The 21,915-nt window shown below is 75.9% G+C and carries 23 protein-coding genes and 1 tRNA gene; 10 read left to right on the top strand and 14 right to left on the bottom strand.

Annotated elements, in window-relative coordinates; all coding sequences use genetic code 11:
* Nucleotides 1-125 precede the first annotated feature (125 nt).
* Nucleotides 126-1,559, top strand: a complete 1,434-nt coding sequence (locus F593_RS27445) for an MFS transporter (RefSeq protein WP_022929679.1) — start codon at nt 126-128, stop codon at nt 1,557-1,559.
* A 50-nt stretch (nt 1,560-1,609) separates the two neighbouring features.
* On the opposite strand, the gene F593_RS0115575 is transcribed toward F593_RS27445, so the two are convergent.
* The 7 genes from F593_RS0115575 to F593_RS0115545 form a co-directional block, all read right to left on the bottom strand.
* Nucleotides 1,610-2,383 (bottom strand): ABC transporter permease, encoded by a 774-nt coding sequence (locus tag F593_RS0115575; RefSeq protein WP_022929678.1) that lies wholly within the window; start codon nt 2,381-2,383, stop codon nt 1,610-1,612.
* Between the two features lie 3 nt (nt 2,384-2,386).
* Complete coding sequence (locus F593_RS25820; RefSeq protein WP_022929677.1) at nt 2,387-3,382, bottom strand: ABC transporter ATP-binding protein; 996 nt, start codon at nt 3,380-3,382, stop codon at nt 2,387-2,389.
* Between the two features lie 133 nt (nt 3,383-3,515).
* Entirely contained in the window at nt 3,516-4,841 is a 1,326-nt protein-coding gene (locus tag F593_RS0115565; RefSeq protein ID WP_022929676.1) for a hypothetical protein, read from the bottom strand.
* An 8-nt stretch (nt 4,842-4,849) separates the two neighbouring features.
* Nucleotides 4,850-5,518 carry a response regulator gene (locus F593_RS0115560; RefSeq protein ID WP_022929675.1) on the bottom strand — a complete coding sequence of 223 codons (669 nt, stop codon included), beginning with the start codon at nt 5,516-5,518 and terminating at the stop codon, nt 4,850-4,852.
* Entirely contained in the window at nt 5,515-6,780 is a 1,266-nt protein-coding gene (locus tag F593_RS25815; protein ID WP_157251866.1) for a sensor histidine kinase, read from the bottom strand. Before F593_RS25815 ends, F593_RS0115560 begins: the two co-directional genes overlap by 4 nt.
* A 70-nt stretch (nt 6,781-6,850) precedes the next feature.
* A complete protein-coding gene (locus F593_RS0115550) occupies nt 6,851-7,816 on the bottom strand; it encodes an oxidoreductase (RefSeq protein WP_022929673.1) in 966 nt (321 codons plus the stop codon).
* Nucleotides 7,817-7,872: 56 nt separating this feature from the next.
* Nucleotides 7,873-8,145, bottom strand: a complete 273-nt coding sequence (locus F593_RS0115545) for a GlsB/YeaQ/YmgE family stress response membrane protein (protein ID WP_022929672.1) — start codon at nt 8,143-8,145, stop codon at nt 7,873-7,875.
* Nucleotides 8,146-8,218: 73 nt separating this feature from the next.
* Here F593_RS0115545 and F593_RS0115540 point away from each other — a divergent pair.
* A tRNA-Thr gene (locus tag F593_RS0115540) sits at nt 8,219-8,291 on the top strand.
* A 56-nt stretch (nt 8,292-8,347) separates the two neighbouring features.
* Here the strand turns inward: F593_RS0115540 and F593_RS0115535 are convergent.
* Nucleotides 8,348-8,926 carry a TetR/AcrR family transcriptional regulator gene (locus tag F593_RS0115535; RefSeq protein ID WP_022929671.1) on the bottom strand — a complete coding sequence of 193 codons (579 nt, stop codon included), beginning with the start codon at nt 8,924-8,926 and terminating at the stop codon, nt 8,348-8,350.
* Nucleotides 8,927-9,018: 92 nt separating this feature from the next.
* Between F593_RS0115535 and F593_RS0115530 the strand changes: the two genes are divergently transcribed.
* A complete protein-coding gene (locus F593_RS0115530; RefSeq protein WP_022929670.1) occupies nt 9,019-10,008 on the top strand; it encodes an aldo/keto reductase in 990 nt (329 codons plus the stop codon).
* A gap of 56 nt (nt 10,009-10,064) precedes the next feature.
* Nucleotides 10,065-10,301, top strand: a complete 237-nt coding sequence (locus F593_RS0115525) for a DUF1059 domain-containing protein (protein WP_022929669.1) — start codon at nt 10,065-10,067, stop codon at nt 10,299-10,301.
* Between the two features lie 89 nt (nt 10,302-10,390).
* On the opposite strand, the gene F593_RS0115520 is transcribed toward F593_RS0115525, so the two are convergent.
* On the bottom strand, nt 10,391-11,176 hold the full coding sequence (locus F593_RS0115520; protein ID WP_022929668.1) for a M23 family metallopeptidase: 786 nt from the start codon (nt 11,174-11,176) through the stop codon (nt 10,391-10,393).
* 107 nt (nt 11,177-11,283) lie between these two features.
* On the opposite strand from F593_RS0115520, the gene F593_RS25810 reads away from it, so the two are divergent.
* Nucleotides 11,284-12,177, top strand: coding sequence for a glycosyl hydrolase (locus F593_RS25810; protein ID WP_051160558.1), 894 nt, complete (start codon nt 11,284-11,286; stop codon nt 12,175-12,177).
* A gap of 14 nt (nt 12,178-12,191) precedes the next feature.
* Here F593_RS25810 and F593_RS25805 read toward each other — a convergent pair whose 3' ends face one another.
* Complete coding sequence (locus tag F593_RS25805; RefSeq protein ID WP_022929667.1) at nt 12,192-13,283, bottom strand: NAD(P)/FAD-dependent oxidoreductase; 1,092 nt, start codon at nt 13,281-13,283, stop codon at nt 12,192-12,194.
* Nucleotides 13,284-13,523: 240 nt separating this feature from the next.
* On the opposite strand from F593_RS25805, the gene F593_RS28590 reads away from it, so the two are divergent.
* Both F593_RS28590 and F593_RS0115500 read left to right on the top strand, forming a co-directional pair.
* Complete coding sequence (locus tag F593_RS28590) at nt 13,524-14,048, top strand: HNH endonuclease (RefSeq protein ID WP_022929666.1); 525 nt, start codon at nt 13,524-13,526, stop codon at nt 14,046-14,048.
* Nucleotides 14,049-14,083: 35 nt separating this feature from the next.
* Nucleotides 14,084-14,485, top strand: coding sequence for an RNA-binding S4 domain-containing protein (locus F593_RS0115500; protein WP_022929665.1), 402 nt, complete (start codon nt 14,084-14,086; stop codon nt 14,483-14,485).
* Nucleotides 14,486-14,564: 79 nt separating this feature from the next.
* Here the strand turns inward: F593_RS0115500 and F593_RS0115495 are convergent, their stop codons facing one another.
* From F593_RS0115495 to F593_RS0115480, 4 genes are read right to left on the bottom strand one after another with little or no spacing between them, the layout of a single operon-like run.
* Nucleotides 14,565-16,622, bottom strand: coding sequence for a hypothetical protein (locus F593_RS0115495; RefSeq protein WP_022929664.1), 2,058 nt, complete (start codon nt 16,620-16,622; stop codon nt 14,565-14,567).
* Complete coding sequence (locus F593_RS25795; RefSeq protein ID WP_022929663.1) at nt 16,619-17,017, bottom strand: cupin domain-containing protein; 399 nt, start codon at nt 17,015-17,017, stop codon at nt 16,619-16,621. Before F593_RS25795 ends, F593_RS0115495 begins: the two co-directional genes overlap by 4 nt.
* The gene (locus F593_RS28585) at nt 16,995-17,867 is read right to left on the bottom strand and encodes a TetR/AcrR family transcriptional regulator (RefSeq protein ID WP_022929662.1); all 873 of its coding nucleotides are present in this window, start codon (nt 17,865-17,867) and stop codon (nt 16,995-16,997) included. The genes F593_RS25795 and F593_RS28585 overlap by 23 nt, the downstream gene beginning before the upstream one ends.
* A complete protein-coding gene (locus tag F593_RS0115480; protein ID WP_022929661.1) occupies nt 17,864-19,621 on the bottom strand; it encodes an acyl-CoA dehydrogenase family protein in 1,758 nt (585 codons plus the stop codon). The genes F593_RS28585 and F593_RS0115480 overlap by 4 nt, the downstream gene beginning before the upstream one ends.
* 110 nt (nt 19,622-19,731) lie before the next feature.
* On the opposite strand from F593_RS0115480, the gene tenA reads away from it, so the two are divergent.
* Genes tenA through F593_RS0115465 form a run of 3 tightly spaced genes read left to right on the top strand, consistent with a single transcriptional unit; the run spans nt 19,732 to nt 21,841 of the window.
* Entirely contained in the window at nt 19,732-20,448 is a 717-nt protein-coding gene (gene tenA / locus F593_RS0115475) for a thiaminase II (RefSeq protein ID WP_022929660.1), read from the top strand.
* A gap of 45 nt (nt 20,449-20,493) precedes the next feature.
* Nucleotides 20,494-21,330, top strand: a complete 837-nt coding sequence (locus F593_RS25785; protein WP_022929659.1) for an SDR family NAD(P)-dependent oxidoreductase — start codon at nt 20,494-20,496, stop codon at nt 21,328-21,330.
* A gap of 22 nt (nt 21,331-21,352) precedes the next feature.
* Nucleotides 21,353-21,841, top strand: a complete 489-nt coding sequence (locus F593_RS0115465) for a hypothetical protein (protein ID WP_022929658.1) — start codon at nt 21,353-21,355, stop codon at nt 21,839-21,841.
* The last annotated feature ends 74 nt before the right edge of the window (nt 21,842-21,915 follow it).

Below are 21,915 nucleotides of genomic sequence, written 5' to 3'. Positions count from 1 at the left end.
GTAGCTCGCTGAACGATTCAGCACTTGAATCATTCGTGCTGGTCCCCTATCGTGCCGCCTCGTAATCGTTCTCGGCCTGAATCATTCTCTACGGAGGGTGACCGGCCCCAGCCCCGGAGCCTCCGATGCCCCCGCCCGATCCGCGCCGCTGGCGCGCCCTCGCCGTCCTCGCCCTGGCCCAGTTCATGGTCGTCCTCGACGTCACCATCGCCAACGTGGCGCTGCCGGCGATCCAGGAGGACCTCGGCTTCAGCGCCGTCGACCTCCAATGGGTCGTCGGCGCCTACACGCTCGCCTTCGGCGGCCTGCTCCTGCTCGGCGGCCGGATGGCCGACCTGCTCGGACGGCGCCGCATGCTGATGGCGGGCCTCGTCGTGTTCGCCGTCGCGTCGCTGGGGGCCGGCCTCGCGCCGAGCTCCGGCGCGCTGATCGCCGCGCGGGCCCTCCAGGGGGTGGGCGCCGCGCTGCTCTCCCCGGCCGCGCTCTCCATCGTCACCGTCACCTTCCCGCCCGGCCGCGAGCGCGGGATCGCGCTCGGGGTCTGGGGCGCGCTCGCCGGCCTCGGTGGCACCGCGGGGGTCGTCGCGGGCGGCGTGCTCATCGACGCGCTCGGCTGGGAGTGGGTCTTCTTCGTCAACGTGCCGATCACGGTGCTCGCCCTCGTGGCCATCCCGCTCACCGTCGCCGAGAGCCGCACCACGGACGAGAGCCGCTCCTTCGACATCGCCGGCGCGCTGACGGCCACCGTCGGCGTCGTCGCCCTCGTGCTCGGCGTGATCCGCAGCGAGGCGTTGGGCTGGGGCTCGGCCCAGGTCGTCTCCCTGCTCGTCGGGGGCGTCAGCCTGCTGGCCGCCTTCGTGGTCATCGAGACCCGGGCGACCTCGCCGCTCGTCCCGCCGCGGCTGATGCGCTCCCGCCCCCTCACCCTCTCGAGCCTCGCGCTCGCGCTCAACGGCAGCGCGTTCATCGGCATGTTCTTCCTCTCCGCGCTGTTCCTGCAGGGCGTGCGAGGGGCGTCGGCGATCGAGACGGGGATCCAGTTCGTCCCCATGGGCGTCACGGCCGTGGTCGGCGCCATCGTGGCGCAGTCCTTCGTGGGCCGCGTGGGCGTCCGACCCGTGATCGTCGCGGGCGCCGTGCTCGGCGCGGCGGCCCTGCTCCTGCTCTCGACCGCGGGGGCGGACGACGCGTACGCCACGGCGGTGCTGCCCGGGTTCCTGCTCTACGGCGCCTCGGTGTCGCTCGTCGCCGTGCCGGCGCAGATCGGCGCCGTCACCCACGTGACCGACCAGGACGCGGGCGCCGCCTCGGGCGTGCTCACGGCCGCCTTCCAGGTCGGCTCCGCGCTCGGCCTCGCGGTGATCACCACGTTGGCGACAGCGCGGGTCGAGGCCGCCCTGCTCTCCGGCTCGTCGCCCGCGCTCGCCCAGACCGCCGGGTTCGAGCGCGGGCTGCTGCTCGCGGCGGGCCTGGCGGCCGCCAACGTCGTCGTCGCGCTCGCGCTGTCGGGCGGCCGCGTGCCGGCCGGCTCGCCCGCCGCGGTGCCGCTGGCCCACTGAGGCCCACGCAAGGGTCAGGGGCGGTCCGGCGCGGCGCGCCGGACCGCGCCTCAGACGTCGGCGCGCAGCAGCCGCCACCGGCCGACCCCGAGGGCCCCGACGGTCCAGAGCGCGATCCCGAGGACGGCCCACCCCACGGGCACGGCCACCGGGCCGACGAACGTCGAGCCTCCGACGAGCTCGCTCGTCGCCAGGGGCGGCATGAGCCCCAGGATCCAGTCCGGGGTCTTCTCGACGAGGGCGACCATCGGCATGATCCCGAGCGCCAGCCCGAGGACCGCGCCCACGGCCGGCGCGGCGGCCAGGCCCGCGGTGCAGATCCCGAGCGTCGCGAGCCCCAGGACCACGTTCACGGCGAGGATCCGCGGCAGCAGCTCGAGCGCCTCGGCACCGGTGAGCGCCGGTGCGTCCCGGACCCCGTCGACGACCGTCGGCGCCTCCGCGTGAAGCGCGAACCCCAACGCGCCCACGACGAGCCAGAACGCGAGGGAGAGCGCGACGACGGCGATCAGCACCGCCGGCACGCGGGCAGCGAAGAGGCGGCCGCGGGGACGGCCGGTCGCGACGAGGACGGGCAGCACGCCGCCCGTGCGGTCGGCGGTGCCGGCGACCACCCCGATCAGCGTCGCGCCGAGGAGCCCGGGGCCGAGCAGGATCTCGACGCACTTCTCGGCGAACCACCCGCCGTCGGTGCGGATCGTCTCGACCATCGCGATCAGCGCGAGGAACGCGAGGGGGAGCACGACGACGGTGACGACGGCCCCGAGCCAGACCGTGCGCGAGCGGTGGAGCCGCAGCAGCTCCGCGCGGACCATGCGCACCATGGCTCAGGCCTCCACGAGGTCGCGGTCGGCGGTCGCGGACCCCGGCGGGTCCGGCTCCTCGCCCCGCCGCCCGAGCAGGTCCAGCACGCGGTCCTCGAGCCGGCCGGTGCTCGACGTCACGGCGTAGGGCGCGAAGCCGTGGCCGACGAGCTGGCGCACCAGCTCGGCCGTCACGGCGTGCTCGCCGCGCGTGCCCTTCGTCCGCAGCCGGACCTCGATCCGCTCGGGATCCGTCGACTCCGCCCCGGCCACGTCGGGCCGTGCGGCGAGCAGCGCGACGGCGTCGGCGGCGTGCGCCAGGCGCAGCTGCACCCGCGGCTCCCCCGTCGCCGCGAGCTCGTCGAGCGTGCCCTGCGCGACGATCCGGCCCGCGCTGATGACGGCCGCCATGTCGCAGGTGCGCTCGACCTCGTCGAGCAGGTGCGAGGACAGGAACACCGTGCGCCCCTCGTCCACGAGCGAGCGGACGAGGGCGCGGAGCTCGCGGATGCCCGCGGGGTCCAGGCCGTTGGCCGGCTCGTCCAGCACGAGCAGCTCGGGGTCCGCGAGCAGGCAGCGGGCGATCCCGAGCCGCTGTCGCATGCCGAGCGAGTAGCCCTCGACGCGGTCGTCCTCGCGGCCCGCCAGCCCGACGCGCTCGAGGGCTTCGGGGATGCGCCGCTCGGCGTCGGGTCCGAGCACGGCGGCGTGGATCCACAGGTTCTCGCGCCCCGTCATGCGGCCGTGGAACCGCGGTTCCTCCACGATCGCCCCCACCCGCGCGAGGGCGGCGCGCCGGCCGTCCGGCAGGCCGTGGCCCAGGAGCTCCATGCTGCCGCCGTCGGCACCGGTCAGGCCGAGCAGCATGCGGATCACCGTGGTCTTGCCGGCCCCGTTGGGCCCGAGGAACCCGAACGCCACGCCGCGCGGCACGTGCAGGTCGACGCCGCGCACGACCTCGCGGTCGCCGTAGCGTTTGCGCAGTCCGCGGGTCTGCAGGACGGGGGCGGGGGTGGTCATGACCCCAGGCTGGACCGGCGGGCCTGGACCCACATCGGTCCGGGGGACCGACCGTCCTCCGTCGCGCGGCCGAGTCGCGCGGCCGCGTCTCCGTCGCGAGGACGAGGGGCCGGTGCCTCGCCCGCCCCCAGGGTCAGCCGGTGGGAGCCTCGCGCACGAGCCGGCGGGCGAGCTCCGGCGTCGGCGCGTACGCGAACGTCGCCACGACACCGTCGGTCCCCGCCGCGGCGCCGCCGCCCCCGATCCGCCAGACGCCGTCGCCCACCGCCTTCCCGCCGCGCCGGCGGGTGAGCACGGAGCCGAACTGCCGCGTGAACGACTGCGCCTGCCCCGCGTCGGCGAACCGGAACGTCCCGACGAATGCATCGCGCGCCACGCACGGGTTGCGGCACGCGGCGTCGCCGACCGCCCGGCGGCGCAGGTACTGGTACCGGCCTCCGCGCACCGCGCGGGCGGGGACGGCGGCCGTCAGGCTCTCGGCCTCGGTCGGCGAGAGGAGCGCGAGGACGTCGACCGCACCGAGCGGCTCGTCCTGACGCAGCGTCCAGCCGGCCCCGAAGGCCCGGGCGGCGCGGAGCCCGGAACGCACGGGCCGCTCGTCCGCGAGGTAGAGCGCCGGATCGAGGATCTGGGCGGTCGAGCGGGGGATGCGGGTCGTCAGCGCTGCGGCCAGCCGGGCCTGCCCGTCCTTCTTCGCCCGCAGCGCCGCGACGAACTCCGCGCCGACCGCATAGGGGAACCCGAGCAGCAGGAGCTGCCCGAAGGGCAGGTCGCGGATCAGCCGCTGGGCCGCCGGGTCGGCGTTCGGATCGGGCTGCGGGATCCGGTAGCGGCGGCGGTAGCGCTCCTCCACGTCGCTCGCGCTGCCCTCGAGCACCGAGCTGTAGGCGAGCGCCTCGTCCTCGTCGTCGATGCGGGCGGAGCGGCGGAAGATTCCGAAGTGCTGCTCCTCGATCGCGTGCGTCAGCTCGTGCGCGACCGTCGTCTCAACGCCCACGGGCAGGGTCGGGCCCTTCGAGATGATCGTCATCTCGTTGCGCTCGCCGTCGTAGTAGCCGAGCGTCCCCTCCGAGGTCACGCGCCCGCGCAGCTCCTCGATGTCGACGTCCGGCGGCAGGAGGCCGAGCAGCGTGGCGAGCGCGACGTCCTCGCGGTCCTCCCGCGCCGAGGTCGCCCCGCCGCTCTCGCGCTCCTCCACCGCGGCCACCTGCCGGCGGGCCTGCGCCGGGGTCAGCACGCGGAAGCGCGGGCGGCGCTTCAGCTTCAGGCCGCGCAGCGCCTCGACGCGGGCGATGACGCGGTCCGGCTGCAGCTCGGCGATCGTCCGCGCGGTCCGTGGCGCGGGCGGACGGGCGTTGCGGATGGGCCCGGCGCGGTCCCACGGCACCGATCCGGTGACCGCCGTCCAGGCCACGACGCCGAGCGCCACGACGAGCACGAGCACGAGGGCGGCGCGCACCGGCCGCCTCACCCGTCGCCCTCCCCCGGCCGCACCACGCCGTGCTCGTACGCCCAGACCACGGCCTGCACGCGGTCACGGACCGCCAGCTTGCGCAGCACGTTGGAGACGTGGGTCTTGACCGTCGCCTCCGTGAGCACGAGCCGGTCGGCGATCTCCAGGTTCGAGCGGCCGCCCGCGATCAGCCGGAGCACCTCGCGCTCGCGTTCCGTCAGGACCGCCGCGGCCGGGTCCTCGCCCGCGCCGCGGGGGGCGAGGTCGCCGCCGAAGCGCTCGAGCAGGCGCCGGGTGACGCTCGGGGCCAGCAGCGCTTCGCCGCCGGCCACCACCCGCACCGCGTCCACGAGGTCGGAGGGCCGTGTGTCCTTCAGGAGGAACCCCGACGCCCCGGCCCGCAGGGCGGCGTAGACGTACTCGTCGAGGTCGAAGGTCGTGAGCACCACGACGCGCCCGGCGTCGGCGGCGACGATCCGGCGGGTCGCCTCGATGCCGTCGACGGCGCCCATCCGCACGTCCATGAGGACGACGTCCGGGCGCAGCCGGCGGGCCGCCTCGGCGCCCTCGCCGCCGTCGGCGGCCTCGCCCACGACCCGGATGTCACCGGCGGCCTCGAGGATCATGCGGAAGCCCGAGCGCAGCAGCTCCTGGTCGTCGACGAGGAGGACGCGGATGCTCATCGCGCCGCATCCTGACGCAGCGGCGCGCGCACGGCGACGCGCGTCCCCACGCTGGGGCCCTCGCCGCCCACGGCGGGCCCGACCTCGAGCTCGCCGCCGAGGACCGTCATGCGCTCGCGCATCCCGACCAGGCCGTGGCCGCCGCGACGCGCCGGGTCCTCCGGCTCGTCGACGCCGCGCGATCCGGCCAGGCCCCGCCCGTCGTCCTGCACCACGAGCGAGACGGCGTCCGGCCCGACGTCCAGGGCGACGTCGACCCGGCGGGCGTCCGCGTGGCGCAGCGCGTTGGTCAGCGCCTCCTGGGCGACCCGCAGCAGGGAGACGCCGACGGCGGGGTCGACGCCGGACACGTCGCCGTGCACGGCGAGCCGCGCGTCGAGGCCCGTGGCGCGGACCTGCTCGACCAGCGCGGGCAGCCGGTCGAGGCTCTCCTGCGCCCGCCGCTCGGCCCCCGCGGCCTCGTCGTCGCCGCCGCGCATCGCGCGCAGCATGGAGCGCAGCTCGCCCATCGCGGCCCGCCCCGTGTCCTGCACCGCGCGCACGGCTTCGCGCGCCCGGGCGGGGTCGTGCTCCCACACCGCGTCGGCGGCGGAGGCCTGCACGAGCATCACGGAGACGTTGTGGGAGACCACGTCGTGGAGCTCGCGGGCGATGCGCGTGCGCTCCTCGGCGACGGCGCGGGCGGCCTCCGTGTCGCGCTCGCGCTCGAGCGTGCGGGCCCGGTCGACGAGCGCCTGGGCGTAGCGGCCCCGGACGAACAGGGCGTACCCGATGAGCCACGACGCCAGCACGGCCGTGCCGGGCAGCACGAGGGCTCCGACGATCAGGGTGTAGGCCCCGGTCGCCCGCTCCTCGAGGCCGTCGAGCACCACCGCCACGCCGGCCAGCGCCGCCCACGTCGCCGCCGCCGCGGCCAGCGACGTGCGGGGCGGCCGCACGGCCGTGAGCGCCGCCAGGGGCAGCGCGGGCACGAACGCCAGCAGCAGGACCGTCCCCGACGATCCCTGCAACGGCCCCGAGAGGACGACGAGCAGGGCCCCCAACCAACACGCCACGGGGTGCCGGATGCGGGCGGCCACCGCGACCGCGGTGACCGTCGCGGCCAGCCCCCACCAGATCCGATCGGACGGCGCCGCCCCGTCCAGCACGCCGACCATGCCGATCAGCAGCGGGACGACCGCCGGGCCGAGCGTCCACAGGAGGACGAGCCAGCGCGGCTCGTCCGGCCCCAGCGCCCCCGGGACGGTCGCGGGTGCGGTCACCGCGCCGGCGGGGCGACGAACCCCGGCCCCGTCGCGCCCGGCGTCGACGGGACGGACGCGGGCCGCCCGCTCAGCGCGCAACGCCCGCGGCCGCCGCGGCGGCCGGCAGCCCGAAGTCGACGCCGGTGAGCTCCTCCGAGACGTCGAACAGCCGGCGGGCGACGTCCATGTCGCGGCCGGCGGCCGTGGAGGACACGAGTCCGACCGCGCCGCGGGTCTGGGCGATCCGACCGGGGCCGACGAACCCGCCGCCCGGCATCTCGGGGTCCGTCGCCGCCCGCAGCGTCGGCAGCGCGCCGTAGGCGTCCGAGGTGCCGACGAGCAGGTTGAGCGCCCGGCCGCCGAGCGCGTTGAGCCGGCCGACGACTCCGCCGCTCATCCCCGGCCCGGTGATCTGCAGGCCTGTCGAGGAGTACCCGGGGTGGGCGGCGAGGCTGCGCAGCGGCAGGCCGGCGGCGTCGGCGCGCGCCTGCAGCTCGCGGGCGAACAGCAGGTTGGCGAGCTTCGCGCGGCCGTAGGCGCGCCACGGGCTGTAGGAGTGCTGCCAGTTGAGGTCGTCGAAGTCGATGGTCCCGAGACGGTGCGCCTGCGAGCTGACCGTCACGACCCGGGGAGCCGGCGCGCCGCGCAGGCGGTCCAGCAGCAGCGCGGTCAGCGCGAAGTGCCCGAGATGGTTCGTGCCGAGCTGCAGCTCGAACCCGTCGGCGGTCGTCCGCGGCGGCGTGGCCATGACGCCCGCGTTGTTGATCAGGAGGTCCAGCGGCTCGCCCGCGGCCTCCTGCGCCGCGGCGAACGCCCGCACGGAGGACAGGTCGGCGAGGTCGAGCGGGGCGACCTCGAGCCGCGCGTCCGACACCTCCCGACGGATGACGTCGACGGCCTTCGCGCCGCGCGCGGTGTCGCGCACCGCCAGCACGACGGACGCCCCGCGGCGCGCGAGCTCCTTCGCCGTCTGCAGACCGAGCCCGCCGTTGGCGCCGGTGACGACGGCGCGCCGTCCGTCCTGCGCGGGGATGTCGTCGAGGCTCCAGGACATGCGGGGAGCCTAGACGAGGGTCCGCGGCCGGCCCAGGGGTCGGCCGGGACCCGGGCTCAGCGGCGTCGCCGGGAGCCGCGGCCACCGATGGCCTGCAGCACGAGCAGCAGCAGGACGGAGCCGAGGATCGCCAGGCCCCAGGTGCCGAGGTCGAAGAAGTCCTCCAGCTCGCCGACGTCGGCCGCCGAGGCGATCGCCCCGCCGATCAGCGCCCCGAGGATGCCCACCACGGTGGTCGTGACGCACCCCATGCCGCTGCGGCCGGGGACGATGATCCGGGCGATCCACCCCGCCACGAGGCCGAGGACGATCCACGCGACGATTCCCATGCCCGCACGCTATCGCGACCGCTCGGGGACGACCCGGCACGGTCGCGGGCCCTCCGCTACTCTTCCCGGTCCCGCCTCCGTAGCTCAGCTGGTAGAGCACTTCACTCGTAATGAAGGGGTCAGCGGTTCGAGTCCGCTCGGAGGCTCTGGGAAAGAAGGCCCGCAACTGCGGGCCTTCGTCGTTCTCCGGCGCCCGCGGGCCCTACCCGCCGTCCGGCGGCGCCACCAGCCGTCGGACCGCCTCGACGATCGCCGCGCGGTGGGCGGCGATCCGCTCCGGGTCCGACGGGTCTCGACCGTCCGCGCGCAGCAGGCCGTCGGGCACGTTGAACCAGGCGGCCCCGAGCGAGGTCACGAAGACCACCAGGTCGACGGGGTCGAACCCGCTCGCGCTCCCCTGCGCCCCGCGCGCCATGCCGGCCACCTTCGGGGAGAACAGCGCGCCGTCGTCGGGCCCGGAGCCGGGCCGCTCGAGCTTGCGCCAGCCCGTGATCCGCGCGGCCTCGGGGCGGACGAGGAGGTAGTCGTACATCCGCGCCGCGTAGCCCGGCAGGTCGTCCTCGGTCAGCGGCACGGCCTCGACCATCGCGCTCAGCACGTGGTCCAGCGCGGCGTCGAACAGCCCGTCCTTGCTGCCGAAGTGCACGTAGATCAGCCGCTTGTTGGCCTCCGCCGCCTCGGCGATGCGATCGATGCGGGCGCCCGCGAGGCCGAACGCCGAGAACTCGGCGACCGCCGCGTCGAGGATGCGGGCGCGCGTGGCGCTGGCGTCACGGGCCATCGGAGCATCCTAGACGGAGTAACCGGTTGTTGACTTTGCCCCGAAGACGCCCTAGCGTAGTAACTCAACAGTTGGTTACCAAGGAGCAACACATGCAGCAGCGCACGTTGGGCACGCAGGGTCTGAAGGTCGGGGCCATCGGCCTGGGCACCATGGGGATGACGATGGCGTACGGCGCCGCACCGGACGAGGCGACGTCGATCGCCACGATCCGGCGCGCCCACGAGCTCGGCGTCACCCTCTTCGACACGGCCGAGCTCTACGGCGGGGGCACGGGCAGCAACGAGGCGCTGCTCGGCCGGGCCGTCGCCCCGTTCCGGGACGAGGTCGTCATCGCCACGAAGTTCGGGTTCGACCTGCGCGACCCGTCGCAGCTCGGCGTCGTGCTCGACTCCCGCCCGGAGCACATCCGCGAGGTCACCGAGGCGAGCCTGCGCCACCTCGGCACGGACCACATCGACGTCCTCTACCAGCACCGCGTCGACCCGGACGTGCCGATCGAGGAGGTCGCGGGGGCCGTCGGCGAGCTGATCGCCGCGGGCAAGGTCCGGTACTTCGGGCTCTCCGAGGCCGGCCCCGACGTCCTGCGCCGGGCGCACGCCGTGCATCCCGTCTCGGTCCTCCAGACGGAGTACTCCATCTTCCAGCGCGGGGTCGAGGCGGACGTCCTCCCCGCCGCCCGCGAGCTGGGCGTCGGGTTCGTGCCCTACTCGCCGCTCGGGCGGGGGTTCCTGACGGGCGACTTCCGGCCCGCCGCGGAGTACCCCGAGGACGACATGCGCAGCTGGTCCGCGCAGTGGCAGCCGGGCAACTACGAGCGCAACGCCGCTGCCGTGGAGCAGCTCGGTGCCCTCGCCGCGGAGAAGGGCGTCACGCCGAGCCAGCTGGCCCTCGCGTGGCTCCTGACCCGCGGGGACGACGTGGTGCCGATCCCCGGCACCCGCAGCGCCACGCGCGTCGCGGAGAACGCGGCGGCCGCCGATGTCGAGCTCTCCTCCGCCGACCTCGAGCGGATTTCGGAGATCGTCCCGAACGGCGCGTACGGCGAGCGGTACCCCGAGGGCATGATGCCGAGCTGGTGAGCCGATCGATCACGAATCGAGAAGCTTCCGGACCCGCCCCGACCTAGCCTCGCGGCATGAAGACGATGACGTGCAGGCAGATGGGCGGACCGTGCGACACCGCGTTCCGCGGGACGAAGGCCGACGAGGTGATCGCGGCGCAGGACGCGCACCTCAAGGAGATGACGGCCCAGGGCGACGAGGCGCACCGACCCGCCGCCGAGGAGATGGCGGGCCGGTGGAAGCGGCCGGTCGCCGGCCTCGGCTGGTACCGGGCGACGAAGAAGGCGTTCGCCGCGCTGCCCGAGGACTGACCGCCCGCGGGCCGGCCCGGCGCGCGCCGGGCCGGGTTCGAGGCCGTCCGCCGGCACCGGGTCGGCGAGCGGCAGGCCCCGGCCGCCGCTCAGCCCCGCTCGGCGCAGAAGTCGACGATCTCCCGCGGGTCGAGCGTGCCGACCCCCCGGGTGCCCACCTCGCCCCGGTTGACCATGAAGTGCACGTGGGACGCGTTGGCGAACCCGGCGCGGCCGAGGATCTCCCCCGCGTCGACCGTCTGCCCGACCTCGACCCGCGCGTGCTCGGCGTGCCCGAAGCCCAGGTGGAACCCCTCGCGGATCGGGCCCACCGTCACGAGCGCCTCGAGCTGGATGATCCCGTCGCCCTCCGAGACGGGATGGCCGGGCGACGGCTGGGCCCCGAGGCCCCACCATCCGGCCGCGCGCACGTCGATCACCCGGCTGCGCACCGGCGCGTGGAGCAGCGCGTCGAGGGGGCAGATGAGGTCGATCCCGTCGTGCACGCCGGGGTGGTAGCCCCAGTCGTCCGACAGCACCCGGGACACGAGCCGGTGGACGGCCGGGTCGTCGGCGGCCTCCAGGCGCGCACGCAGCCGGGCCCGCCAGTCCGAGCGCTCGTCGTAGCGCGCCCGCTCCTCCGCACTCAGGCGCTTGTTGCGCACCTTCGTCCGCAGCTCGGGCGCCACGCCGCCCGTCAGCTCGTCGACCGCGATCCCGAGCCCGTAGAGGACGGACGCCGTCATCGCCCGGTCCTCGACGGTGTAGCGGCCGTCCTCCGTCAGCCGGTAGTCGATGCTCCAGTCGCCCAGTTGGGCGTTCAGATCGCGCTCCCAGCCCTCGACGTCGCCGCCGGTCATCGGCGGGGACTGGACCTGCAGGGTGCGGGTGCTCACGGGGAACCTCGGGGGCGGCGCGGGGGGACGACGGTCGGCGGACGGACGACCGACGCGGAGACCCCCGCCGGCGTCCGGCGACGCGGACCGCCCTATCGTCCCGGTCGATGCCGCTCGCCGCCACCCCTCCGTCGCGACTCCCCGCCCGCGCCGTCCTCGTGGGCCTGCTGCTCGCCCTGGCCCTCGGCGTCCTCGGCGCCCTCTCGCCCGCCGCCCACGCCCGCCCCATGACCGGCGTGGCCAGCGGCGTCTACGCGGAGAAGAACGACGCGCGCCGGCTCTCCGCCGTCGGCGCGCGGTGGACGTACGACTGGTCGGCCGAGAGCCCGCTGCGCAGCTCGCGCGTCGAGTTCGTGCCGATGCTGTGGGGTGCGGGCAGCGTCACGGACGAGACGATCGCCCGGCTCACGGCCGACCGACGCGCAGGGCGTGCGAAGCACCTGCTCGGGTTCAACGAGCCCGACCTCGGCGAGCAGGCGAACATGAGCCCCGCCGACGCGATCCGGCTGTGGCCGCGGCTGGAGTCCACCGGGTTGCGGCTCGGCAGCCCGGCCGTGGCGAGCGTCTACTCGGCGTCGCAGTCGAACCGCAAGCTGCGCTGGCTCGACGACTTCATGGCGCGCGCGAAGCAGCAGGGCCGCCGGGTGGACTTCATCGCGCTGCACTTCTACGGCGATCCCACCGACCCGGCCACCGCCCGCTGGATCCGCCGCGACCTCGAGCTGGTCCACGACCGGTGGGGGCTGCCGATCTGGGTGACGGAGACGGGCGCGCTGCCCGCCTGGAAGTGGCAGGGCGCGCAGCCGCACGCCAAGCCGACCGCCGCCCGCAACCGCGCGCACCTGCGGCGCATGAAGCGGATGCTCGACGGCCTGCCCTACGTCGAGCGGTGGGCGTGGTTCATGGACCGCTGCACCGGCGACTGCCGCGCGTCGGCGCTCTACGACGCCCGCGGGAAGCGCACGGCGATGGGCCGCCAGCTGGCCCGCGTCGCCCGCTGAGGGCGTGGCCGGCGCTAGGCCGTCGCGGCTCCGGTCACCGGCCGCAGGTCGGGGTGGACCTCGGCCTCGTCGCGCACCGTCCACGCCAGGCGGTCCGCCAGGAGCGGGGCGAACTTCATGAGGTTGCTGCCGCAGAAGGCCACGACCCGGTCGCGGCGGGCGGCGGCGAACCCGTCGCCGTGCCCGTCGATCCAAGGCGCGTAGGGCGACACGCAGCGCACCTCGCCCACCGGCACGGGGTCCAGGCCGGGGAGGTGCTCGGGCACCCACGCGGCGTGGCGGCGGTGGTTCTCGGCGAGGAACGGTTCGATCGGCTCGTCCACGGGCACCTCGAGGTCGGGGAAGTCGAAACCGAGGCCCCAGAGCCCGGTGCTCCCGAGCGGCAGCGCGTAGGCGACGTCCGTCGACAGGCACGCCGTCGACCGTTCGGGCGCGCGCCGCCGGTACGTCAGGCGCACGTGGTGGGTCTCCGTCAGCTCGATGTCGGGCAGACCGGCGGCGCGGGCGAGGTGCGGGGTCGCGCTGCCGGCGCAGAGCAGGACCCGCCCGGCGTGCAGCGCGGTGCCGTCCCCCAGGCGCACCGTGGCGCGGTCGTCGTCCTGGTCGACCGCCACGACGTCGCCGACGCGGACGTCGAGCCCGGCGGCCAGCGCGTCGAGGGTCCGGCGCACGCGGATCGCGCCCGCGGAGGGGTCGAACAGCCCCTCCTCCCCCAGGGTCGAGGCGTCCAGGTGCGGGACGAGCTGCCCCATCCGGGTGCGGTCAACGGGCTCCCACGGGGCACCGGCCTCGTCCATCGCCCGGCCGTCCTGGCCGCCGCCGGAGCCGACCGCCACGAGGCCCTCCGCCCCCAGCAGGCGCCCCACGCCGAGGCGCTCCTCCCACGCCCGCCAGCCGTCGCGAGACTCCAGCGCCAGGGTGCAGAGCCGGGCCTGCGCGTGGCGGACCCGGAAGATCCGGGCCAGCCCCTGCGACTGCCCCATCCCGATCCCGCGGCGGTCGAGGACCAGCACCCGCGCACCGCCGCGCGCCAGCTCGTCCGCGGCCGCCAGCCCGCAGATCCCCGCGCCCACCACGATCACGTCCCACTCCGGCGTGCCGGTCATCCCGCTCCCTCGGTCCGTCGGCCGCACCCTCGTCGGCGTGGCCCTGCGCCCCGATTCTCCCGTGGCCCCGCGCCGGCCGCGAGGGGGACGACCGGTTGGCCCGCCGTGCCCGCAGGCGACGGTCTGTCGCCCCGTCGTCAGGGGGCGGTGCCGCCGCGACGGGCCCCACGCCCCCGGGCGGGCCCGCGTGCAAGCGCGCCTGCACGCCGTCCCCCGCCCCGCCTACCGTCCGGCGACGAGATGCTGCGCGAAGCGAAGGCGGCCCGGTTCGAGGCGCGGATCACCCTGCTCGGGCGGCGCTACGTCCTGACGGACGGCGGCCAGACCGCCACGGCGGTGTGGAGCGCCCGCCGGTTCGGGGCGCTGCGGGCCGCGCAGTCCCGGACGCCCGTCCCGCTCGTGGAGGACGGGCCCCGCACGTGGTGGGCGTTCGACGACCGCATCTGGTGGGAGGACGAGGAGCTCGAGCCCGCCGACGTGCTCGCCCTCGTCCGGGAGCGCGACCGCAAGCGCACCCGCCGGCTCGAGCGCGCCCACGCCGCGCTGGCCGGCGAGGAGGCGACCGTCCGCCGCGACCCGCTGCCCCGCGAGGTGCGCCGCGCGGTGTGGGAGCGCGACGGTGGACGCTGCGTGGCCTGCGGCGCGGACTTCGAGCTGCAGTTCGACCACGTCATCCCGCACGCGCTGGGCGGGGCCGACACCGTGGAGAACCTGCAGGTCCTCTGCGCGCCGTGCAACCAGGCCAAGGGCGCATCGCTCGGCTGAGACGGAGCGCGTCCCCCGCGTGGCACGATGGGCCGATGCAGGACGCTCTCGAGCGGCAGCGGATCGACACCTGGCTGTGGGTGGCGCGGTTCGTCAAGACCCGGGCGCTGGCGGTCGACGCCGTGAAGGGCGGCCGGGTGCACGTGAACGGCATCCGCGTGAAGCCGAGCAAGGAGATCCGGCCCGGTGACCGGATCGAGGTGCTCGTCGGCGAGGACCGCCACCGGATCGACGTGGTCGCGCTGGCCCGTCGCCGCGGCCCGGCCACCGAAGCGCGGCTGCTCTACGACGAGCGCGAGGAGGACCGGCTCGAGCGCGAGCAGCGCGCCGAGGAGCGCCGCCTGGCGCGGCCGACGGGCTTCGAGGGCGCCGGCCGCCCGACGAAGCGCGACCGGCGGCGCTACGAGGCCGGCCCCGGGGCGCGCCGCAAGCGGTAGGCGGCTGCCGCGGTCGGGCGCTTCACGGCCGGCCGCGGCCGGCACACGGCCGCGGCCGTCGCGCCGGCCGCCCTGCCGCTCAGGCGCGACAGTCCAGGACGCCGCGGGGCGTCTCGATCGTCGGCTCGATCCGCAGCGTGGCGCTGCGCGGCTTGCCGCGCTCCACGCCGAAGCGGATCTGCGCGACGAGCGTCGTGCTGGGCGAGGTCGCGACGGGCGCCACCGTCGTCAGCCGCACGCGTGCGCCCTTCGGCAGCCCGCACAGCCCGACGCGGTAGCCGCCGCGCTTCGTGTCGACGACGATCGTCCGCGCCTTCTTCAGCGGGAGGAAGCCGGCGCCGAGGCGTGTGCGGCGCCCCTTCGCGTCGAGGACCCAGAAGCGCGCGCTGTTGCCCCAGGCCGGCAGCCGCAGCGACGCCACGGCCTTGCGGCCCGAGCGCACGACGCGGCGAACGGTGATGCCGTCCTCGTCGAAGGTCTGCTCCACGGAGACGCCGGCGACGGTGTTCAGCGTGGAGGACCGCACGACGAGCCCGTCGCCGAACGTCCCCCGCGTGGCGGCCACCCCGTTCTGCAGGACCGACAGCCGCTGCACGCCGCGCAACGATCCGTTGCGCCCCGGCTGCGTGTCGAGCCGCGCGTTCCCGGCGACGGACAGGGAGAGCCCGAACGCCGACGCGCCGCTGCCGCCGGTGCCGGAGACCGGCTCGCCGCGGCCGTCGAAGAGCCGGGACAGCTCGATCCCGCCGAGGTCGTCGGTCGGGTGGCGCAGCAGCACGCCCGTCGAGTACCGGATCGTCGAGACCGCAAGCCGGCCCGCGTCGGGGTCGAGCGCGAAGAAGCCCGGCGGCCGCACGGCGCGGCGGGTGCCCAGGCGCAGGGCGGCGAGCCGTGCCGCGTGGGCGGAGAACCGCGACGCCGTGAAGACGGGGTCGGCGTGCGGGGAGGCGTCGCGGCCGGCGATCCCCCACATGCCGCTGGGCAGCATGCCGGTGGGCTGCCGGGCGGCGAGCGCGTCGTAGGTCTCGAGCGCCCGGCCGGCCAGCCACGTGCCCCACGACGCCTGCTCGGGCGATCCCGTGAGCCGCCGCGCGGTCGCCAGCGTCTCCGTGCCCTGCAGCGCGAAGGCCCAGTAGCGGGCCAGGTGCCAGCGGCGCGTGCCCAGGCTCGTGTCCCAGTTGAGCTGGCCGGCGTGCGTCCAATCGCCGTAGGCCACGCGCTGCGACCACTCGCGCAGCCGCGCCTCGTCGGGCTCGGGCAGCGGCTCCATACCGTCGGCGACGGCCTCGTCGTAGTGGCGCAGCCCGGAGAAGATGAGGTTCTCGTACTCGCTCGTCGAGACGAGGGCCGATCCCGCCGCGCCGGCGACGCGCGGGAAGTAGATGATCCCGAGCCCCGCGTTGACGAACGGCGTGCGCCCGGCGACCAGGGCGGTGCGCGTGCCCGCCACGAACCGCAGCAGCTGCTGGCGGTACTCGGCGAGGTACCGCGGGTCTCCCGTGACCTGGTGCGCGTACATCGCGATGTCGGACTGCCAGTTGAACTGGTTGAGGAACATCGCGGGGTAGCGGAAGAACGCCGAGTCGGCGACGCTCCGCAGCGCCTCGACGATCCGGTCGCGGACGTCCTGCGAGAGGCCGACGACGTCGCGCGCGTCCCAGGCCGCCGCGAGCGCCGCCGCGACCTGCGGGTCGATCGCGACGTGCTGCGCGCCCTTGTCGACCGAGGACGACGACCACCCCGGCACGTGGCCCTGTCCGCCGTCGCGCTGGGCGGGCGGCGAGAGGAACGCGGGGGCGCGCGTGAGCAGGTCGGCGAGCGCCCGAACCCGCTCGTCGCGCCGCGACGGACCGCCGTGCCCCGCCTTCGCGGCGGCGGCGTGGACGCTGAGCATATTGGCGTCCAACCGCACGTCGTCCGTGTTGCCGACGGGCATGTACGTGCCGCGGTCGGCCATCCAGCGCGGGTCGACGTCGGCCTGCCGGCGGTCGACGAACGACCACAGCGCCGGTTGGTCCCACGTCTTCGCGGCGCTCGCCGGCGCGGCGCTCGACAGGGCCAGCGCGCCGGGGAGCGCGCCGGCGGCGAGCGCCAGCAGCAGCGCCCGGCGACGGGCGCCGCCGGTCCGTCGGCTCACGTGGCGGTGTCCGGGCGTGCGTCGACCTCGGGCTCCAGCAGCTCGGTGTCCGCGTCGGAGTACGCCGGTGCGCAGCAGCAGAGCAGCGTCAGGTCCTCCGTGTCGGAGTCGTTGAAGAGCTTGTGCGGCGTGCCGGGCGGGATGACGACGCAGTCCCCGGGGCCGACCTCGCGCTCCTCGTCGCCCAGGCGCAGCCGGCCGTGGCCGGCGGTGAAGAAGTACAGCTCCTCCGTGATGCGGTGCAGGTGCGCCGTCGTCGCCCCGGTCGGCGGGACCGTCGCCTCGGCCAGGGACTGGTTGTCCGTGGGCAGGCTGACGGGGCCCGCGACCTCGCGGATCGTCGATCCGTCCTTCGTGGTGAAGGGGGTGGCGTCAGCGAGGTTGCCGAGGTGCATCGAGCGCCACGCTAGCAGTGGCTCCGACCGTCCTGCGACACAGCGCCCCGAGACCGTGAACCAGGGCGTCGGCCCGCTCCGGACCGTCCATGGGGTGCCCGTCGAGCGCCGACGCGGCCGGGGACAGCGGCCCCACGAGGGCCTCCCCTGCCGCCCCGACCAGCGCGGCCGCGGTCAGCTCGGGGTCCTGTGCCGGGATCCGGCCCTGGTGCACGGCCTCGCGCAGCGGACCGGCGAGCAGCTCTCGGTACGTGCGCCGGTACTCCAGCCGCACCGCGTCGACCTGCGGGTCGACGGGCTCGGCGAGCAGCGCCCACGCCAGCGTGCGGTTCTGCAGCGCGCGCTGGGCGAAGACGGTGAGCGCGGCCAGCACCTGCTCGGCCGGGTCCTCCTGCCCCTGCGCGGCCTGCTGCATCGCGTGCAGCTCGCCGCCGCAGACGAGCCGGAAGACCTCGACGAAGAGCTCCTCCTTCGACGAGAAGTGCCGGTAGAGCGTGCCGTTGGCCACCCCCGCCCGCGCGGCGATGGCGGCGACGGAGGCCCCGCCGTAGCCGTGCTCCTCCACCACGGAGCGCCCGGCCTCGAGCAGCCGCTCGCGGGTCGACATCCCGGTCGCCGGGACCGTCGAGGGGACGGTCTGGACGAGGCGGCCGACGGCGTTCACCGCGTCGACGCGGTCGACCTCACGGCTCCGCGCGATCGTCGCGGCCTCCTCGGCGGCGCTCAGGCCCTCGTACGGCGACGGGCCCCCGGGGGCCCCGGGCCCGTACCCGCCGCCGGGCCGTCCGACGCCGCCCGCACCCCCGGTCCGGCCGCCGCGGCCGACGCCGCCCACGCCGCGCGTGCTCATGCGGGGAACGCCCGCTCGACGATGCCGCGGGCGTCGACGCCGACGGGGAGCGTGCCGTACGCGCGCCCCGCCTCGCCGCCGAGCCGTGCGGCGCAGAACGCGTCCGCGACCGCGGGGGTCGAGTGACGCAGGAGCAGACTGGCCTGGAGCAGCACCCCCAGATCCTCCACGATCCGCCGAGCGGAGAACTGTGCGTCGAACAGGCGCGCCTCGGCGTCGCGCCCGTCGTCGGCCCCCAGCCCCGCCACGCGGGCCTGCACGTCCCGCAGGTGCGCGTCGAACCGGGGGTCCGCGCCGGCGGCCAGGCCGCACTCGCGCAGGAACGCCGGCAGGCCCTCGGGCTCCTTGCCCAGCGCCCGCAGGACGTCGAGCGCGGCGACGTTGCCCGAGCCCTCCCAGATCGACATCAGGGGCGCGTCGCGGTAGAGCAGCGGCAGGCCGGACTCCTCCACGAACCCGTTGCCGCCCAGGCACTCGAGCGCCTCGTTCGCGTGGCCTGCGGCGCGCTTGCAGACCCAGTACTTCATGACGGCGGTGGCGAAGCGCCGGAAGGGGGCGTCGTCCTCGTCGTAGGCGCGGGCCAGCCGCAGCGCGGTCGCGGTCGCGGCCTCGGACTCGATGGCCAGGTCGGCCAGCACGTTGAGCATCGCGGGCTGGTCGATCAGCCGGGCCCCGAACGCCGAGCGGTAGCGGGCGTGGTGGATGGCCTCGATCGCCCCGCGCCGCAGCGACGTCGTCGAGCCGATGAGGCAGTCCAGCCGCGTGTGGTTGACCATCCGGATGATCGCCTTGACGCCGCCGCCGGGCTCGCCGACGAGCCGCCCGCGGATGCCGCGGAACTCGACCTCGGACGATGCGAGCGAGCGGGTGCCGAGCTTGTCCTTCAGCCGCTGGAACTCCATCCCGGGACCGCGCTCGACGAGGAAGCAGGAGAGGCCGGCGCCGGGAACGCCGGGGTCCGGGGCGCCGTCGGCGTCCGTGCCGGAGAGCTGCGCGAGGACCAGGAACACGTCGCAGGGCGGGTACGAGCAGAACCACTTGTGGCCCCAGAGCTCGTACTCGTCGGTGGTGCCGCCGGCGCCCTTCCCGACGGGGATCGCGGTGGTGATGTTCGCCCGCACGTCCGAGCCGCCCTGGCGCTCCGTCATCGCCATCCCGGCGATCGCGGCCGTGGCCGGGTCCTCGCGGGTGAGCCGGTCCTCCCACTGCGCCGCGAGCGCCGGGGCGCCGTCGCGCAGCGCCGGGACCACGGCGTAGGTCATGGACACGGGGCACATGACGCCGCTGTTCGTGTGCCCCCAGAGGGCGAAGCCCGCCGCGCGCACCACGTGGGATCCCGGTCGCCCGTCGCGCCACGGGAGGCCGGCGAGCCCCCGCTCGATCGCCCCGTCCAGGAGCCAGTGCCAGGAGGGGTCCAGGTCGACCTGGTCCACGCGCGTCCCGTAGCGGTCATGGGTGACCAGCCGCGGCTCGTTGCGCTCGGCCCGCAGGCCGTGATCGCGAGCCTCGGGAGAGCCGGCGGCGCGTCCGGTCTCGCGCACCCGGTCGATCCCCCACCCGCCGCCCTCGCGCTCGAGCGCCTCCCGCAGCGCCACATCCGTCTCGAACAGGTCGACGGGCTGCAGCGGCGGGGTCTGGTTCAGCACGCGCCGGCCCGGGCCGTCCGGGCCGGCGAGGGCGCGCAGGGCGGCGGCGGGGGCCTGCGGGGCCGGGGCGATGGCCTGCGGGCGGGCGGGGTCGGTCGTCGTGCTCATGGGGCTCCATCCGGGACGACGCGCGGCCGCGTCGGTGAATCCGTGTTCACAGTGTGGTGAATCGGGATTCACGGGTCAAGTCCGCCGTCCCGCCACGTACGGTGCGGCCCATGAGCGCCGTCCCCGAGCCCGCACCGACCGACGACCCCACCCCCGGCGGTCCCGACGCCTTCACGGCCAACCTGTGGCGGTCCGCCGCGCCGATCCAGGCCGCGATCCTCGCCCACCCGTTCCTCGCCGGCCTGACGGACGGCACGCTGCCCGAGGACACGTTCCGGACCTACGTCGTCCAGGACTCGCACTACCTCAAGGGGTTCGCGCGCGCCCTCGCGCTGACGGCCGGTCGGGCCGAGGCGGACGACGAGATCGTCTTCCTCGCCACCGCCGGTGCCGAGGCGATCACCGTCGAGCACGAGCTGCACGCCGGGTTCATCGCCGACTTCGGGCTCTCCCCCGCCGAGGTCGCCGCGACGCCGCGCAGCCCGACGACCCAGGCCTACGTCGACTTCATGCTCGCCCACGCCGCGGCGGGGTCCTCCGCGGACGGTCTCGCCGCCGTGCTCGCGTGCTTCTGGATCTACCGCGAGGTCGGCCGCGCGCTGCTGACGGAAGGCTCGCCCGACCCGCGCTACGGGCGCTGGATCGACACGTACGCGAGCGACGAGTTCTCCGCCCAGGTCGACGCTCTGCTCACCATCGTCGACCGCCGCGCCGACGGCCTGGGCGCCGCGGGCCGGGAACGGTTCCGCGAGACCTGGCTCACGGGCTGCCGCTACGAGTGGCGCTTCTGGGACGCCGCGTGGCGGGGCGAGACCTGGCCCGTCTGAGGCGCACCCGCCCCGTCCCGCCGCCCGATGCGGTGTGATGCCCGGATGAGCACGCCGTCCGCAGCCCCCGCCACGTCCCCCGCCGGTCCCGTCGTGGCGGTCATCACCGGCACCTCGAGCGGCCTGGGCGAGGCCGCCGCGCGGCGCCTGGCCCAGGAGCCGCAGGCCCGCATCGTCCTCGTCGCGCGCCGCGAGGACCGCCTGCGCGCGCTCGCCGAGAGCCTGCCCGCCACGACGACCTGGGTCGCCTGCGACCTCACGGACGACGACGCGCCCGCCCGGGTCCGCGACCACGTCCGGGCCGAGCACGGCCTGCCGACGCTCCTCGTCAACAACGCGGGCGCCGGGTTCCGCGCCCGCTTCGGCGACGAGAAGGGCGGCTGGGAGAACGTGCGCCGCACCATGGCGATCAACTTCGACGCCCAGGTCCGCCTGACCGAGGCGCTGCTGCCCGACCTGCGGGCCGCGGCCCCGTCGGCGATCGTCAACGTCTCGAGCACCGCCGCCCGCGTCTCCCGCCCCGGCACGGGCGCCTACTCGGCGAGCAAGGCGGCGCTCGCGCTGTGGACGGACGCGCTGCGGCTCGAGGAGGCCCCGCACGGCGTGCACGTCGGCAACGTCCTGCCCGGGTTCGTCCCCACGGAGGGCTTCCCGCAGTCCGAGCTGGTGGCCAGTCGCATCGGCCGCCGCCTGCTCGGCACCCCCGAGGGCGTCGCCGAGGCAATCGTCGAGGCGGGCCTGGGCCGCAAGGCCGAGCGCTACACGCCGAAGGTCTACGGGCTCGCCGCCGCCCTGCGGTTCGCCGCCCCCGCCCTCACCCGCCGCGTGATGGGCACGGACAGCGCGCAGAAGATGACGACGAAGACCGTCTCGGACGACTAGCTCGCGTCGTAGCCTGGCCGGGATGGCCGCCCTCCCCGTCATCCGCGCCCCGATGCGGGCGCGCACCCTCGACACCCCGCCCGGCGCCGGCGCGGACCACGCCGTGTCACGCGGGCTCGTCGGCACGGGCGACCCGCTCGACCTCACCCCCGCGACCCTCGACGAGGCCGTCGCCGCCGCGGCCGATCGCCACGGCGAGAAGGCCGGGCGGATGCTGCGCCGGTTCGCCGGCCTCCCGACGGGCGCGTTCGTCTGGACCCGAATCTCGGACACCGCCCTGCGGCTCGGGCGGATCACGGGCCCGTGGCGGTACGACGACGCCGACGAGGCCCGGGCCGTGGGGATCGTCCACGTGCGCGACGCCGTCTGGCTCCCCCGCCCGCTCGAGGACGACGAGGCCCCGCCCGCCGTCCCGGCCACCTTCGGCCGCGGCGGCCGCAACCTCCAGCGGATCCACGACGCCGAAGCGGAGCGCGGGACCGCCGCGCTGTGGGCGGCGCACGGCGGCTGACGCCCGGCGGCGCACGGCTGCTGACGCCCGGCGGGGCGCGGCCACGACCGACGCTCCCCTACCGTCTGATCCAT

Origin of the sequence: Patulibacter americanus DSM 16676 (assembly GCF_000420025.1) — a bacterium.
Classification (GTDB): Bacteria; Actinomycetota; Thermoleophilia; order Solirubrobacterales; family Solirubrobacteraceae; genus Patulibacter; species Patulibacter americanus.
This window is presented reverse-complemented; position numbering and strand designations above follow the sequence as displayed.

What these genes read in the sequence shown, in the direction of transcription:
- F593_RS27445 (WP_022929679.1), top strand. Translation starts at nt 126, where the DNA reads ATGCCCCCGCCCGATCCGCGCCGCTGGCGCGCCCTCGCCGTCCTCGCC.
- F593_RS0115575 (WP_022929678.1), bottom strand. Translation starts at nt 2,383, where the DNA reads ATGGTGCGCATGGTCCGCGCGGAGCTGCTGCGGCTCCACCGCTCGCGC.
- F593_RS25820 (WP_022929677.1), bottom strand. Translation starts at nt 3,382, where the DNA reads ATGACCACCCCCGCCCCCGTCCTGCAGACCCGCGGACTGCGCAAACGC.
- F593_RS0115560 (WP_022929675.1), bottom strand. Translation starts at nt 5,518, where the DNA reads ATGAGCATCCGCGTCCTCCTCGTCGACGACCAGGAGCTGCTGCGCTCG.
- F593_RS0115550 (WP_022929673.1), bottom strand. Translation starts at nt 7,816, where the DNA reads ATGTCCTGGAGCCTCGACGACATCCCCGCGCAGGACGGACGGCGCGCC.
- F593_RS0115545 (WP_022929672.1), bottom strand. Translation starts at nt 8,145, where the DNA reads ATGGGAATCGTCGCGTGGATCGTCCTCGGCCTCGTGGCGGGGTGGATC.
- F593_RS0115535 (WP_022929671.1), bottom strand. Translation starts at nt 8,926, where the DNA reads ATGGCCCGTGACGCCAGCGCCACGCGCGCCCGCATCCTCGACGCGGCG.
- F593_RS0115530 (WP_022929670.1), top strand. Translation starts at nt 9,019, where the DNA reads ATGCAGCAGCGCACGTTGGGCACGCAGGGTCTGAAGGTCGGGGCCATC.
- F593_RS0115525 (WP_022929669.1), top strand. Translation starts at nt 10,065, where the DNA reads ATGAAGACGATGACGTGCAGGCAGATGGGCGGACCGTGCGACACCGCG.
- F593_RS25810 (WP_051160558.1), top strand. Translation starts at nt 11,284, where the DNA reads ATGCCGCTCGCCGCCACCCCTCCGTCGCGACTCCCCGCCCGCGCCGTC.
- F593_RS25805 (WP_022929667.1), bottom strand. Translation starts at nt 13,283, where the DNA reads ATGACCGGCACGCCGGAGTGGGACGTGATCGTGGTGGGCGCGGGGATC.
- F593_RS28590 (WP_022929666.1), top strand. Translation starts at nt 13,524, where the DNA reads ATGCTGCGCGAAGCGAAGGCGGCCCGGTTCGAGGCGCGGATCACCCTG.
- F593_RS0115500 (WP_022929665.1), top strand. Translation starts at nt 14,084, where the DNA reads ATGCAGGACGCTCTCGAGCGGCAGCGGATCGACACCTGGCTGTGGGTG.
- F593_RS25795 (WP_022929663.1), bottom strand. Translation starts at nt 17,017, where the DNA reads ATGCACCTCGGCAACCTCGCTGACGCCACCCCCTTCACCACGAAGGAC.
- F593_RS28585 (WP_022929662.1), bottom strand. Translation starts at nt 17,867, where the DNA reads ATGAGCACGCGCGGCGTGGGCGGCGTCGGCCGCGGCGGCCGGACCGGG.
- F593_RS0115480 (WP_022929661.1), bottom strand. Translation starts at nt 19,621, where the DNA reads ATGAGCACGACGACCGACCCCGCCCGCCCGCAGGCCATCGCCCCGGCC.
- tenA (WP_022929660.1), top strand. Translation starts at nt 19,732, where the DNA reads ATGAGCGCCGTCCCCGAGCCCGCACCGACCGACGACCCCACCCCCGGC.
- F593_RS25785 (WP_022929659.1), top strand. Translation starts at nt 20,494, where the DNA reads ATGAGCACGCCGTCCGCAGCCCCCGCCACGTCCCCCGCCGGTCCCGTC.
- F593_RS0115465 (WP_022929658.1), top strand. Translation starts at nt 21,353, where the DNA reads ATGGCCGCCCTCCCCGTCATCCGCGCCCCGATGCGGGCGCGCACCCTC.